The sequence below is a fragment of the Mesobacterium pallidum genome, from assembly GCF_019966535.1.
GTDB lineage: Bacteria > Pseudomonadota > Alphaproteobacteria > Rhodobacterales > Rhodobacteraceae > Mesobacterium > Mesobacterium pallidum.
The window spans coordinates 1-13,219 of sequence record NZ_JAIMID010000042.1 but is presented as its reverse complement, the minus strand read 5'-3'; the positions used below and the strand labels follow the sequence as shown (position 1 = coordinate 13,219).

The 13,219-nt window shown below is 66.9% G+C and carries 12 protein-coding genes and 1 tRNA gene; 6 read left to right on the top strand and 7 right to left on the bottom strand.

Going from position 1 to position 13,219, the window contains the following annotated elements:
* Positions 1–853: 853 nt before the first annotated feature.
* The 4 genes from MF270_RS27790 to MF270_RS27775 form a co-directional block, all read right to left on the bottom strand.
* Positions 854–930, bottom strand: a tRNA-Arg gene (locus MF270_RS27790).
* A gap of 80 nt (positions 931–1,010) precedes the next feature.
* Positions 1,011–2,390, bottom strand: a complete 1,380-nt coding sequence (locus tag MF270_RS27785) for a sensor histidine kinase (RefSeq protein ID WP_238368823.1) — start codon at positions 2,388–2,390, stop codon at positions 1,011–1,013.
* 24 nt (positions 2,391–2,414) lie between these two features.
* Complete coding sequence (locus MF270_RS27780) at positions 2,415–3,830, bottom strand: dihydrolipoyl dehydrogenase family protein (RefSeq protein WP_238368822.1); 1,416 nt, start codon at positions 3,828–3,830, stop codon at positions 2,415–2,417.
* A complete protein-coding gene (locus tag MF270_RS27775; protein ID WP_418887900.1) occupies positions 3,830–4,561 on the bottom strand; it encodes a TVP38/TMEM64 family protein in 732 nt (243 codons plus the stop codon). Before MF270_RS27775 ends, MF270_RS27780 begins: the two co-directional genes overlap by 1 nt.
* A 326-nt stretch (positions 4,562–4,887) precedes the next feature.
* Between MF270_RS27775 and rpmH the strand changes: the two genes are divergently transcribed.
* From rpmH to MF270_RS27755, 4 genes are all read left to right on the top strand, one after another.
* Positions 4,888–5,022: a 50S ribosomal protein L34 gene (gene rpmH / locus MF270_RS27770; RefSeq protein WP_043868490.1), complete on the top strand. Its 135-nt coding sequence runs from the start codon at positions 4,888–4,890 to the stop codon at positions 5,020–5,022.
* Positions 5,023–5,127: 105 nt separating this feature from the next.
* The gene (gene rnpA / locus MF270_RS27765) at positions 5,128–5,562 is read left to right on the top strand and encodes a ribonuclease P protein component (protein WP_238368820.1); all 435 of its coding nucleotides are present in this window, start codon (positions 5,128–5,130) and stop codon (positions 5,560–5,562) included.
* A gap of 44 nt (positions 5,563–5,606) precedes the next feature.
* On the top strand, positions 5,607–5,828 hold the full coding sequence (gene yidD, locus MF270_RS27760) for a membrane protein insertion efficiency factor YidD (protein ID WP_238368819.1): 222 nt from the start codon (positions 5,607–5,609) through the stop codon (positions 5,826–5,828).
* Positions 5,829–5,891: 63 nt separating this feature from the next.
* Complete coding sequence (locus MF270_RS27755; protein ID WP_238368818.1) at positions 5,892–6,611, top strand: phosphatase PAP2 family protein; 720 nt, start codon at positions 5,892–5,894, stop codon at positions 6,609–6,611.
* A 39-nt stretch (positions 6,612–6,650) separates the two neighbouring features.
* On the opposite strand, the gene MF270_RS27750 is transcribed toward MF270_RS27755, so the two are convergent.
* Positions 6,651–7,904 (bottom strand): saccharopine dehydrogenase family protein, encoded by a 1,254-nt coding sequence (locus MF270_RS27750; RefSeq protein ID WP_238368817.1) that lies wholly within the window; start codon positions 7,902–7,904, stop codon positions 6,651–6,653.
* 20 nt (positions 7,905–7,924) lie between these two features.
* Positions 7,925–9,016 carry a carboxynorspermidine decarboxylase gene (locus MF270_RS27745; protein WP_238368816.1) on the bottom strand — a complete coding sequence of 364 codons (1,092 nt, stop codon included), beginning with the start codon at positions 9,014–9,016 and terminating at the stop codon, positions 7,925–7,927.
* 156 nt (positions 9,017–9,172) lie between these two features.
* On the opposite strand from MF270_RS27745, the gene MF270_RS27740 reads away from it, so the two are divergent.
* Together MF270_RS27740 and pdeM are read left to right on the top strand one after the other, a co-directional pair.
* On the top strand, positions 9,173–11,572 hold the full coding sequence (locus MF270_RS27740; protein ID WP_238368815.1) for a ligase-associated DNA damage response DEXH box helicase: 2,400 nt from the start codon (positions 9,173–9,175) through the stop codon (positions 11,570–11,572).
* Entirely contained in the window at positions 11,569–12,246 is a 678-nt protein-coding gene (pdeM, locus tag MF270_RS27735) for a ligase-associated DNA damage response endonuclease PdeM (protein WP_238368814.1), read from the top strand. The genes MF270_RS27740 and pdeM overlap by 4 nt, the downstream gene beginning before the upstream one ends.
* On the opposite strand, the gene MF270_RS27730 is transcribed toward pdeM, so the two are convergent.
* Entirely contained in the window at positions 12,218–13,027 is an 810-nt protein-coding gene (locus MF270_RS27730) for a LytTR family DNA-binding domain-containing protein (RefSeq protein WP_238368813.1), read from the bottom strand. The genes pdeM and MF270_RS27730 overlap by 29 nt on opposite strands.
* Positions 13,028–13,219 lie beyond the last annotated feature (192 nt).

Below are 13,219 nucleotides of genomic sequence, written 5' to 3'. Positions count from 1 at the left end.
AAAAACCAGACCGATGCGCCCTAACTTCTCGGCGCGCCCGCCCGTCATTACCTCTGATTTGTTCAACCCACCGTCTTGCCCTCAACCTCGCCAGCGTCTCGCTGTCTCCGTCTCGTGCGCCCCGGTGGGCCGCCCCGTCAGCGCCTCAGCGCCGCCGGTGAGGGGGCTTTTACGGTTAGGGGTGCGGACCCGCAAGCGCTTTTTTGAAGATTTCATGACTTTTGTCGCAAGCCATTGAAATACCGAGATCTTTTGCTCGATCTTTCGCGCGACTTTGCGCGGCTGACCACGTCATCGAGCGCGGGAGTCCCCCGACTCGCGGCAAAACGGGGCCGATTCAGCCGATTTGAGCCTGAGTCTGGCACGGAATCGCGGCCTCTCCCGAACGGAATCGACCCGATTCATCCCCCTCGCCCCCGATGCCTCGGCCTTTGCATGGAAAATGGGCGCCCGACTCGGGCATTTTTCCGAGTCGGGACATGTTGCGAGTCGCCCAAGGGGCAAACGGGGCCCATGGCGCCGCACGGGTCAGCTGGAACCAAGGCGTGTCGAGAATGGATGGGCTTCGGGTCAGCTGTGCCAGCCATATCGAAAGGATCGCCACAAAAGGCCGGGCGCCTTCACAGTGATCACTGCCCGCGCGACGCTTCGGATCTTCCACCGAAGTATCGGCCAGGAGGCCGATGTCCGCCCCGGCCTCCTGGCTCTGGGCTCTGGGCTCTGGGCTCTGGGCTCTGGGCTCTGGGCTCTGGGCTCTGGGCTCTGGGCTCTGGGCTCTGGGCTCTGGAAAGCTGCCTGCCGGCCCCCGCAAAAGCAAAGGGCCTGACGCTTTCGCATCAGGCCCCTGTATCTCTGGCGGACCGAGGAGGATTCGAACCCCCGACCCCTTGATTCGTAGTCAAGTACTCTATCCAGCTGAGCTATCGGTCCGTGAGGGCGGGGTCTAAGGTATGCGCCCAGCCGGTGCAAGTGGAAAAAAGGGGGCCTGAGCCAGGAATTTTCGCCCCTTTCTAGAGCTCGCCTTTCGGCAGCTGGATGGCGAATTGCGTGCCCCCCGCCCCTGTGCGCACCAGCTCGAGCCGGCCGCCGTGGCCGCGCACCAACTCGGACGCGATGACAAGGCCCAACCCGGTGCCGCCCTTGCGCGCGCCGCCCTGGAAGGCCTGGAACAGGTGCTCCTGCGCCTTGGGGGGCAGGCCGGGGCCGGTGTCGGTGACCTCGATCCGCCAGGCCTCGGGCGTGTCATGTACCTGAACGGCGATCTCGCCGGCAGTGCCGCTGCTGGAAATCGCCTGCCGGGCATTGCGCACGAGGTTCGACAGCACGCGGTAGAGCTGCTCGTGATCCGCCCGGATCATCAGCGCCTGCGGCACGTCGGCAGCATAGCTCACCTCGTCCTCGCCCGGCACCAGCCGTTCGGCATCCAGCACTTCGTCCACCAGTCCAGCGAGACTGAAGCGGGTCAGCGCGGGCGGCGGCTCTTCGGCCTTGCCGAAGGCCAGGGTGCTTTCGGTCAGGGTGATCGCGCGCGAGATGGAATTCATCAGCCGCGGGGTCAGCCGCTTGACGGTCGGGTCCTCGCTCATCTCGAAGCGGTCCGAGATCAGCTGCGCCGAGGTCAGGATGTTGCGCAGGTCGTGGCTGATCTTGCTGACCCCCTCGCCCAGTTGGGCCAACCGTTCGCGCTGGCGCAGGGCGGCGGTCAGCTGCGTCTCGAGCGTCAGCAGGGTTTCCTCCGCCTCGCGCAACTCGGTCACGCCGGCGCCGGGCCGGATGATGTTGCGCGCATCCTCGGGGGCGGCAGCATAGGCCTGCATGGCGGCCACCACCCGCTTGATCGGTTTCACAAGGAAAGCACGGACGGCGAGGAACAGCAGCAGCGCTGTGAAGATCGAGATCACGGCCGACAGGATCAGGATGCGTACCCCGTAATCGAGCATGGCCGCCCGCAGCGGCGCGCTTTCCATCGTGATCTCGATCAGCAGGCCCGCGTCCTGCACCGGGGCGCCGATCACGCGGATCACCTCTTCGCCCGGGCGGGCCAGCCGCATCAGCGCGTCGCGGATCAGGACATAGGCGGTCGGGTCGCGCAGGTCATAGGTGGCCGAGATCGCCGCCGGCATGGGCGAGCTCAGCGCCAGCTGCCGTGCCTCGTCCCGGCGCAGCACCACGTTGAAGACGCCCGCGTTGCGCAACAGCTCTTCTTCAAGGTCGGTGTCGATCATGTCGTCGGCCAGCAGGGCGAGCGACGCGATCTGCGCCCGTTCGAGCCGCGACAGCAAGTAATCCTCGCGGAAGCGCGCGACCGAGGGCACGAATATCAGCACCTCGGCCAACATGACGAAGACCGTGGTCAGGATCAGGAAACGCCCCGAGAGAGAATTCAACATGCCCCAGCCGTCTATGATGCGGGCTTACGGCACCCAGCGCTGCACCGTGCGCACGACCCGCTTTACCCATTCGTTATCAAACAATCTGGGTGAGAAATAGGCTCCTGCAACCCTCTTGGTCACTTCTGCCACCACCGGGTAGGGCGCGACCATGGCCGAGACCTGGCTCATCTTCATGCGATTGGCGAGGATCAGGGACCATGTGGCCGCAATATCCCCGGCCTGGGCACCCACGATGGTGACGCCGACCGGGCGGCCCTTGACCACCATCGCCTTGATCCAGCCGGTGTCGCGGCGTTCCGCGATGGCGCGGTCGTTGTGATGGTAGTCGAAGCGGACGACCTCCAACGTGTCGCCGTGTGTGTCGCGCGCCTGCGCCTCGGTCAGGCCAACCTGTGCCAACTCGGGGTCGGTATAGGTGGCCCAGGGGATATGCGACATGCTCTGCCTGGTCGGCTTGGCGAACAGCGCCTGCTGGATGACGATCCCGGCCTGGTAGCCGGCCACATGGGTGAATTGCAGCCCACCGGTCACGTCGCCGATGGCAAAGACCTTCGAATTGGTCGTACGCAGGCGGTCGTCGACCTTGATACCGGTCTTCGTCGTCTCGACCCCCGCGCGGGGCAGATCCAGCGCGGCGATGTTGGCGCGGCGCCCTACGGCCACCAGTATATGTGTGCCCCTATATATATGTCCGTCCGTTTCGACCTCGATGGCACCGGCCGATCCGCGCACGGCCTTGGCGCCCTGCCCTTCTATAATGTCGACACCTTCGGCGCGCAGGCGTTCCAGCACCAGCGCGGCGGCCTCGGGGTCGTCCTTGCTGAGCGCCTTGGCGGCCTCGATCACCGTGACCTTGCAACCCAGCCGCCGATGCGCCTGCGCCATCTCGAGGCCGATGGGCCCGCCGCCGATGATCAGAAGGTGTTCGGGCCGGTCGCGCAGCTCCCACAGGGATTCGTTCGTGAGGTAGGGCACCGTCTCCAGCCCCGGGATCGGCGGCACGAACGGCGAAGAGCCGGTGGCCACCACGATCCGCCGGGCGGTGATCTCGTGGTCACCGGCGATGACGGTGTCCATGTCCTTGAATCGCCCGGTCTCGCGGATGACGCGGACGCCCAGCCCCTCGAACCGCTCCTGGCTGTCGACCGGGGCGATCTGGTCGATCACGCCATGCACATGGGCCATGACCGCATCGTAATCGACCTGCGGCGCGACATCGGCGATGCCGTACCTGGCCGCCTCGGCCTGGGCATGGGCCGCCTTGGCCGCGGCCAGCAGCGCCTTGGAGGGCACGCAGCCGTAGTTCAGGCAATCGCCGCCCATCTCTCCGGCTTCCAGCAGGGTCACGTCGGCGCCCATCTGCGCGGCGCCTGCGGCCACCGAAAGCCCGCCCGACCCGGCGCCGATGACAAGGAGGTCTGTTTTGATGGTCTGCACTAGACTGTCTTTCCACGGATGGCCTTGATCACGACAGGCAGCAGCGCCAGCGCGCAAAGCCCGAGGATCGGCAACAGGATCTGGGGTTCGAAGATGAGGCCGAGGTCCGGCGTCTCTCCGCTCTCGAACACCTCACCTAGCCCGGCGCCGACAGATGTATAGACGATGGCGCCCGGAATGATGCCAAGGAAGGTCGTCACGACGAAGCGCCAGAGTGGCACGCCGACCAGCGCCGGCAGCAGGTTGGCGACAAAGAAGGGTACGGCGGGCACCAGCCGGATGAGAAAGAGCATCGACCATTGGTTGGCGTCGATCCCGTCCTTGATGCGGCGGATGCGGCCTTCGCTCGCCTCCATCCGCGCGGCAAGGCGCGCGCCCAGACCCGCGCGGGCGGCCAGGAAGATCAGCGTGGCCCCGGTCGTCGCGGCGAGCATGTTGAAAAGCGTGCCGGGAAAGGTCGCGAAGAGGAACCCGCCCGTCAGGGTCGAGACAGTGGCGCCCGGCAGCGAAAAGGCGACCAGCGTGGTATAAAGCGCGATGAAGATCAGCGCCGTCAGCACGTAATGGTCATCCCGAAAGGCCAGCAGCGCCTCGCGGTTGTCGCGCAGCGCCTCGAAGGTCAGCACATCGCGCAACAGGACCGCCCCGATCACGGCCACGGCCCCGATCACGAGGATCGGCAGGCGGCGCAGCCAGGCGGGGCGGGCGGGTGTGCTTGTCATGTCCGACATGATTGACCTGTTTCTCGGGGCGTTTGCAATCATGTGCCCTGCCCGCGCGCCCCGCGACAGGCCGTATCACGGGCGCTTGATCGACGCGCAGCGGAACGTGAGCCGTTTGCCCCGCTGCGGGCCTTCGGTGAAACAAAGCCCCGCCGCGCCCGGCGCAAATGTTGCAGCAAAAATCTTGTGCCGGGGCGACCGCAGAGGTTTGACAGCCCGAAAGATGGTCCCTATAGAGCGGGCTTCGAACACCGGGCTTGCGAATCTTCGCTTGCCCCCCGCCATGCTGGGGCCTGTCGCGGATGACATGCCCTCGCCAGACCGGAGCATAGACGATGAAACGCACCTACCAGCCCTCGAACCTGGTCCGCAAGCGCCGCCACGGGTTCCGCGCCCGCATGGCAACCAAGGCAGGCCGCAAGGTCCTGAACGCCCGTCGCGCACGCGGCCGGAAGTCGCTGAGCGCCTGATCGCGCCCGGAGGCTTGACGTCTTGACGCCGCCGGAGGCCCTCGCGACACGCGGGGATCATGCCTCCGGCGGCTTCGTCATGTCTGCTGACCGGAATCCTGCCGCATGAGCCACCCCCAAAGCCCCTACGACCAGCGCGCCCCCGGCCCCGCGCCCGAGATCCTGCGCAACCGCAGCGATTTCCTCGCGGCCGCCCAGGCGCGGCGGCAGGGCACGCCGTCGATGATGGTGCAGGCCCGGCGGAGGGGCGACGGGGACGACCGCGTTCGGGTCGGCTTTACCTGCTCCAAGAAGGTCGGCAATGCCGTGGCCCGCAACCGCGCCAAGCGCCGCTTGCGCGAAGCGGCACGGCTGGTCCTGCCTGATGCCGGGGTGGCGGGCTTCGACTACGTGCTGATCGGCCGGGCCGAGCTGACGGCAGATCGCCCCTTCGACGCGCTGCTGTCGGACCTGCGCGCGGCGCTGGTCAAGCTGCACGCCCCCGGCCGGCCCGACAGCGACCCGCCGCGCCCGCCGCGCAAGCCCAAGGGCAAGCGCTGACACGCCGCATTGCGCCCAAGGCCGCGCGCGCCCATATCCCGGGCATGAGCCCGCTTGCCCATATCGCCGCCCTGCCCGTCCGCGCCTACCGGCTGCTCTTCAGCCCCTGGGTCGGGCATGGCTGCCGCTACACGCCCACCTGTTCGGTCTACGCGCTGGAAGCGCTGGAAAAGCACGGGGGCATCAAAGGCTCGTGGCTGGCCGCCCGCCGCATCGCGCGCTGCCACCCGCTGGGCGGGTCGGGCATCGACAATGTGCCGGACTGACGGCGTCGCTTGATCCCCACCGGGATCGCGCCAGCTTGTTCGCTGCAACGACCCGGAGAGACCATGCCCCGCCCAGCCCTCGTCACCGCCCTGACCTCGCGGCTCGAGACCGCCACGCTGATCGTCCTGCTGGCCGGGGCCGGAGCGATGTGGGCCTTTTTCGCGCTGGCTGCCGAGATGCTGGAAGGCGACCTGCACGGGTTCGACGAAACCATCCTGCTGGCCCTGCGCAACCCGTCGGACCTGTCGGACCCGATCGGCGGGCCGCAGGTCGAGATCGTGATGCGTGACCTCACGGCGCTGGGGGGCGTGACGATCCTCACGCTGATCTCGGCCTCGGTGCTGATCTTCCTCGTGCTGCGAGGCCGACATGCCTCGGCGCTGTTCCTGGGCGTCGCGATCATCGGGGGGATGCTGCTGTCGAACCTGGCCAAGCTGGGATTCGCCCGCCCGCGTCCCGACCTTGTCCCGCACGGGGTGGACGTGGCGACGGCCTCCTTCCCCTCGGGCCATTCGATGATGGCGACGGTGACCTACCTGACACTGGCCGTGATGCTGGCGCGGACGGACGAACGCCTGCGCATCCGCGCGTTCTTTGTCATCATGGCGGGGGTGCTGGCGGTGCTGGTCGGCACCAGCCGCGTCTACCTGGGCGTCCATTGGCCCTCCGACGTGCTGGCTGGCTGGACGCTGGGCGCGGCCTGGGCACTGTCGGTCTGGCTGGTCGCCCGCTGGCTGGCGCGGCGCGGGCGGATCGAGCCCGACCGGATCCCGGAGGAATGACCCGCAAACGAAAAGAGGCGGCCGAAGCCGCCCCGATCCTTATCCCTGGTACTCGGTCCAGGCCATGTCTACGCCCTTGAGACCTCCCTTGATGACCCGCGTCGGCAAGCCGATCCGGTCGAGAAGGGTAAAGAAGGGCTTGGGGTCCAGCTCTTCCACGTTCTTCATGGTCCCTGCGTCCCACGCACCGCTCGCCACCAGCATCGCGGCCGCGACCGGCGGCACGCCCGCGGTGTAGCTGATGCCCTGGCTGCCCACCTCTTCGTAGGCGTCCTTGTGATCGGCCACGTTGTAGACGAAAAGCGCGATGTCCTGCCCGTCCTTCGTGCCCTTCACCAGGTCGCCGATGCAGGTCTTGCCGGTGTAGTCGGGCGCCAGCGAGGCCGGGTCGGGCAGGCAGGCTTTCACCACCTTCAGCGGCACGACCTCACCGCCATCGGCCAGCTTGACCGGCTGCTCGGACAGCAGGCCGATGTTCTTCAGTACGGTGAAGACGTTGATGTAATGGTCCCCGAACCCCATCCAGAAGCGCACGTCGGCCTGCGGGTAGTTGGTGGCAAGGCTGTGCACCTCGTCATGGCCCGACTGGTACGCTTGCGAAGGCCCCACCACTGGCAGGTCCCATTCGTGGCCGCTGGCAAACATCGTTGTCTCTTTCCACTGCTGGTCTTCCCAGTAGTAGACCACGCCGGTGAACTCGCGGAAATTGATCTCGGGGTCGAAGTTCGTGGCGAAATACTTGCCGTGGCTGCCCGCGTTGATGTCCACGATGTCGATGCTCTTCACCTCGTCCATCTGGTCGATGGCGAACCGCGCATAGGCGTTCACCACGCCCGGGTCGAACCCCGCACCCAGAATGGCCGTCACGCCCTTTTCGGCGCAAAGATCGCGCTTTTTCCACTCGTAGTTGGCGTACCACGGCGGGGTCTCGCAGATCTTGTCGGGCTCCTCGTGGATCGCCGTGTCAATATAGGCGCAGCCCGTTTCGATGCAGCCGTCGAGCACATGCATATTGACGAAGGCCGTGCCCACGTTGATGCAGATCTGCGCGCCGGTCTGACGGATCAGCGCGGCCACCGCGGCGCTGTCGGTCGCATCGACCGCATGGGCGTCAAAGACCCCCTCCACCTTCATCGCGCCCTTCTCGTGCACGCTGGCGATGATGTCGTCGCATTTCGACTTCGTCCGGCTGGCGATATGCAGATCCCCCAGCACGTCGTTGTTCTGGGCGCATTTATGCGCCACGACCTGCGCGACGCCACCGGCGCCGATGATGAGCACGTTCTTCTTCAAGGATCCGTTTCCTTTCGTCTTCAGGACAGGGCGGCTGCGAAATCGTCGTAACCGAAGTCACGCACGAGGCGTTCGGTGCCGTCCAGTTCGCGGACGGCGATGGCGGGCATTTTCACCCCGTTGAACCAGTTCTTCTTGACCATCGTGTAACCGGCGGCGTCCTGGATCGACAGACGCTCGCCCGGCTCGATGGCGTGGTCGAACCGGAACTCGCCAAAGATGTCGCCGGCCAGGCAGGATTTTCCGCAGACCATCCACTCCTGGTCGCCCGCTTCTTCCATCTTGGCGGATTCTCGGTAGATCAGCAGGTCGAGCATATGCGCCTCGATCGAGCTGTCGACGATGGCAAGGTTCTTGCCGTTGAACAGCGTGTCGAGCACGGTCACCTCGAGCGTGGTCGATTTCGTGATCGCCGCCTCGCCCGGCTCGAGGTAGACCTGCACCGAATGGGTGTCCGAGAACCGTTTCAGCCGGTCAGCCAGCCGCTCGATCGGGTAGCCCTCGCCGGTGAAATGGATGCCGCCGCCCAGGCTGATCCAGTCCATGCGGCTGATGAGATGGCCAAAGCGCTGCTCGATCATCCCCAGCATGGCGTCGAAGCGTTCGAACTCGGCGTTCTCGCAGTTGTTGTGGAACATGAAGCCGGTGATCTTGTCGGCCACTTCGGCGATCACCTCGGGGTCATGTTCGCCCAGGCGCGAAAAAGGCCGCGCCGGATCGGCGAGGTCAAAGCTGCTGGTCGACACGCCCGGGTTCACCCGTAGGCCCCGGATATGCCCGGCGCTTTGCGTGTCGAACCGCTGCAACTGGCGGATCGTGTTGAAGATGATCTTGTCCGAATTGGCCAGCACCTCGTCGATCTCGTGATCGGCATAGGCGACGGAATAGGCATGGGTCTCGCCCGGGAATTTCTCGCGCCCCAGCCGCACTTCGTAGAGCGAGCTGGAGGTCGTGCCGTCCATGTACTGCGACATGAAACCGAACACGTCCCAGGTGGCAAAGCACTTGAGCGCAAGCAAGGCCTTCGCGCCCGACGCCTCGCGCAGCCAGGCGATCTTTTCCATGTTGGGCAGCAGCCGGGCCTTGTCGATCAGGTAATAGGGGGTTTGCATGGGCGCATCCTCGGGTCCGGTTCAGGGGCCAACTAAGGCGCATATACGCGCACGGCAAGGGATTGATGGCCCATTGCGCCCCCCGGGGTCAAGGAAACGTGTCCCGACGCGGGCTGTGGGTTCCCCTTCTGTTCCGGCCGCGCTATCTCTTTGCGCATGACCGCCCTGCCCGACAGATTCACCGACTGGTTCGCCGCCCGGGGATGGGAGGTTCACCCGCATCAACGCGCCATGCTGGACCGTGCGGATGATCCGGCCACGCTGCTGATCGCGCCCACGGGTGGGGGCAAGACGCTGGCGGGGTTTCTTCCGTCGCTGGTCGAATTGGAGAACGGCCACGAGGGGCTGCACACCTTGTATGTGTCGCCGTTGAAGGCGCTGGCGGCGGACATCAAGCGCAACCTCGGCACGCCGGTGGCCGAAATGGGCCTGCCGATCCGCATCGAGGACCGCACCGGCGACACCTCGGCCACGCGCAAGAAACGGCAACGGGCCGATCCGCCGCATATCCTGCTGACCACGCCGGAATCGCTGGCCCTGCTGACCAGCTACGAGGACGCGCCGCGCATGTTCGCGGGCCTCAAGCGGGTAATCGTCGACGAGATCCACGCCCTGGCCGAATCGAAACGTGGCGACCAGCTGGTTCTGGCGCTGGCGCGGCTGCAGGCCATGGTGCCCGGGCTGCGCCGCGTGGGCCTGTCGGCCACGGTCGAGGATCCGTCGGCCATCGCCCGCCTGCTGGCCCGCCACCCGGACCCGTGCGAAATTCTGCTGGCCGATCCCGGCCCCGACCCCGACATCGCCATGCTGGAGACCGAAGAGGCGCCGCCCTGGTCCGGTGGCGGCGGCGTCTACGCGATTCCGGCCGTTCTCACGGCCGTCAAACAGCACAAGACCACGCTGATCTTTCACAACACCCGCGCCCAGGCCGAGATCTTCTTTCACAACCTCTGGCTTGCGAACGAGGACGACCTGCCCATCGGCATCCACCACGGCTCGCTCGACCGGGGCCAGCGCGAACGGGTCGAGGCGGCGATGGTCGCGGGGCAACTGCGCGCCATCGTCTGTACCGGCTCGCTCGATCTGGGGATCGACTGGGGCGATGTGGACCTGGTGATCCAGGTCGGCGCGCCCAAGAACGTCAAGCGCCTGATCCAGCGCATCGGGCGCGCGAACCACCGCTACAACGCCCCGTCCAAGGCGCGGCTTGTCCCGGCCAACCGGTTCGAGATCGTCGAATGCCGCGCCGCCCTGGACGCTGCGAAAGCCCATGACCTGGACGGAGAGCCCCGTGGCCCAGGCCCGCTGGACGTGCTCTGCCAGCAGATCCTGATCCGCGCCTGCGCCGGGCCCTTCGACGCGGATGACCTGTTCGCCGAGGTGCGTACCGCCGGGCCCTATGCGACCCTCAGCCGCGCGGCCTTTGACGATTGCCTCGATTTCTGCGCCACGGGCGGCTACGCCCTGCGCGCCTATGACCGCTGGAAACGGCTGATGCAGCGGGACGGGATGTGGCAGCTGCGCGACCCGCGCAGCGCCGCGCGCATCCGGCAGAACATCGGCACGATCATCGACACCGACACGCTCAAGGTCCGGATGCGCGGCCGGGGCGGCGCCCCGCTGGGCGAGGTCGAGGAAGGCTTTGCCGCTTCGCTCACCCAGGGCGACACCTTCCTGATCGGCGGCCATATCGTGCGCTACGAGGGGCTGCGCGAGCTGACGGTCGAGGTGACGAAGAACCCCGGCCGCAAACCCAAGGTGGCCGTCTTCAACGGCACCAAGTTCGCCACCTCGACCCAGTTGTCGCAACGCATCCTGCGCATGTTCCAACAAGACGACTGGCCCGAGCTGCCCCGCCACACCCGCGACTGGCTGCATCTGCAACGCAAGGTCTCCCGCCTGCCCGAGCCCGGCAGCCTGCTGGTCGAAACCTTCCCCCATGACGGTCGCCAGCACCTGTGCGCCTACGGCTTTGCCGGGCGCAACGCGCAGCAGACGCTGGGGCTCTTGCTGACCAAGCGGATGGAGGATGCCGGGCTCAACCCGCTCGGCTTTGTCGCCACGGATTACGCCACGCTGATCTGGGGCCTCGACCGTGTGCCCGACCCGGCGCCTCTGTTCGACCTCACGGCGCTGGAGCAGGGGCTGGACGACTGGCTGGCCGGCAACGCGGTGATGAAGCGGACCTTCCGCAACGCCGCCCTGATCGGCGGGCTGATCGAAAAGCAGCTGCAGGGGCAGCGCAAGACCGGGCGGCAGGCGACCTTCAGCTCGGACATCCTGTATGACACGCTGCTGAAATACGATCCGGACCACCTGATGATGCGGATCACAAGGGTTGAGGCCATGCGCGGCCTCGTCGATTTCGACCGGCTGCGCGAGATGACCGAACGGGTCCGGGGGCGCATCGACCACGTCGCCCTCACCCGCCTGACACCCCTCGCCGCGCCGCTCTTCCTCGAGGTCGGGCGCGTGCCCATCGCGGGCCAGGCGCAGGAACGGCTGCTGGCCGACGAGGCCGCCGCGTTGATGGCCGAGGCGGGGCTGACCGCATGACCGGCTATGCCTTCACCTTCCGCGGCGCAGCGCTGACCGCGCTCGGATCCGGCGCGCTGTGGTGGGCCGACGAGGGGCTCCTGTGCGTATCGGACCTGCACCTCGGCAAATCCGGCCGCGCCGCCCGGCGCCACGGCGTGCAGCTTCCCCCTTACGAGACGCGCGACACGCTCAGCCGGCTCGAATCCGCCATCGACGCGACGGGCGCCGCGCATGTGCTTTGCCTGGGCGACAGTTTCGACGACCTCGCGGCGGCGGAAGAGCTGGACGAAACCGACCGCCTCTGGCTGCTGCGCCTGCAGGCCGGCCGCCGCTGGACCTGGATAGAAGGCAACCACGACCCCGGCCCCCTCGACCTGGGCGGCGCCCATGTGACCGAGCTGACTCTCGGCCCGCTGGTCTTTCGCCACATCGCGACGGCAGGCGGGGCCGGAGAGGTGTCGGGCCATTATCACCCCAAGGCGCAGATCTCGGCCCGCGGGCGGCACATGTCCCGCCCCGCCTTCCTGGTGGATTCCGATCGCCTGATCCTGCCCGCCTTCGGCACCTATACCGGCGGCCTCAGGACGACGGACCCCGCGCTTTGCGGGCTCATGGCGCCCTCGGCCATTGCGATCCTCACCGGGCCGACGCCCTGCGCGATCCCTATGCCTCGACCGGCTCGTCGCGGATGATCCCCGCCTCGACCAGCGCGGGAAGACAGCCGCGACTGACCGGCACGACGTCGCCGTTGGCCAGCCGCAGCACCCAGCGCCCTGCGTCGCGTTCGGCGCCCTGGATGCTCCCGGCGGCGACCCAATGCGACCGGTGCGTCGGGAACCCCTCGACCGGCACCATCTCGGCCACGGCATCGGCAAAGCGCATCCGCAATCGCTCGGTCCCGCTGCTGGTGACGACGTCCACGCAATGATCCTCGACCGTGAGCCGCAGGATCTGCGCCTCGGGATCGGACAGCCGGTCGGCCAGGCGCGCGCGGGGCGGCGGCAGGCCGATTCCCATCTCGTGGAACGGGTTGCGGATGCCGGGCACGAAGCGCCGGGTCAACGTGACCGAGGCCATGATCGCCACGACATAGATGAAGGTCTGCACCAAGGAGGGCCGCGCCGCCGGCGGCTCGAGGTCCATCACGGCGCGCAAGCCGTAGACCATGGGCGCCACCACCAGCGTCGCCAGCACGACCTTGACCACGGCAAAGGTCGTCGGCCGGTCGGGTCCGCACAGGTAGATCGCCAGCCCGCGCATGGCATAGGCGGCGGCGAAACTCAGCGCCAGCGCCAGCGGCCAGAAGGCCAGCCGCTGGGCCACGGTCATGGTCCAGAAGGTCCCGAAGGGCCCCGAGAGCACGCAAAGCCCGACGAAGACCATGTAAAGGACAAGCGTCAGCGGGTCGAGGGCGGTCCGCACCGAGTGCACGACGACCTCACGCGCCCTGAGCTGCTTTGACTCTGCTTGCATGCCGAAATACGAATGTTCCAATCACTCGTTGCGGCCTTACCCAAACCGATTCCTCTTGCCAAGTCCACGCCTGCAAGAAATGGCAGATGTACAATCTGTGTGTGCATCTGCCTCACCCCTCACGCCGTCAATCCTTCGGGCTCTTCGACCCCGTTTGCCCTGCAGCAGGCGGTGAGCGTATTGGCGAGCAGG

What these genes read in the sequence shown, in the direction of transcription:
- pdeM (WP_238368814.1), top strand. Translation starts at nt 11,569, where the DNA reads ATGACCGGCTATGCCTTCACCTTCCGCGGCGCAGCGCTGACCGCGCTC.
- rnpA (WP_238368820.1), top strand. Translation starts at nt 5,128, where the DNA reads ATGAGCCACCCCCAAAGCCCCTACGACCAGCGCGCCCCCGGCCCCGCG.
- MF270_RS27785 (WP_238368823.1), bottom strand. Translation starts at nt 2,390, where the DNA reads ATGTTGAATTCTCTCTCGGGGCGTTTCCTGATCCTGACCACGGTCTTC.
- MF270_RS27745 (WP_238368816.1), bottom strand. Translation starts at nt 9,016, where the DNA reads ATGCAAACCCCCTATTACCTGATCGACAAGGCCCGGCTGCTGCCCAAC.
- MF270_RS27775 (WP_418887900.1), bottom strand. Translation starts at nt 4,561, where the DNA reads ATGTCGGACATGACAAGCACACCCGCCCGCCCCGCCTGGCTGCGCCGC.
- yidD (WP_238368819.1), top strand. Translation starts at nt 5,607, where the DNA reads ATGAGCCCGCTTGCCCATATCGCCGCCCTGCCCGTCCGCGCCTACCGG.
- MF270_RS27740 (WP_238368815.1), top strand. Translation starts at nt 9,173, where the DNA reads ATGACCGCCCTGCCCGACAGATTCACCGACTGGTTCGCCGCCCGGGGA.
- rpmH (WP_043868490.1), top strand. Translation starts at nt 4,888, where the DNA reads ATGAAACGCACCTACCAGCCCTCGAACCTGGTCCGCAAGCGCCGCCAC.
- MF270_RS27755 (WP_238368818.1), top strand. Translation starts at nt 5,892, where the DNA reads ATGCCCCGCCCAGCCCTCGTCACCGCCCTGACCTCGCGGCTCGAGACC.
- MF270_RS27730 (WP_238368813.1), bottom strand. Translation starts at nt 13,027, where the DNA reads ATGCAAGCAGAGTCAAAGCAGCTCAGGGCGCGTGAGGTCGTCGTGCAC.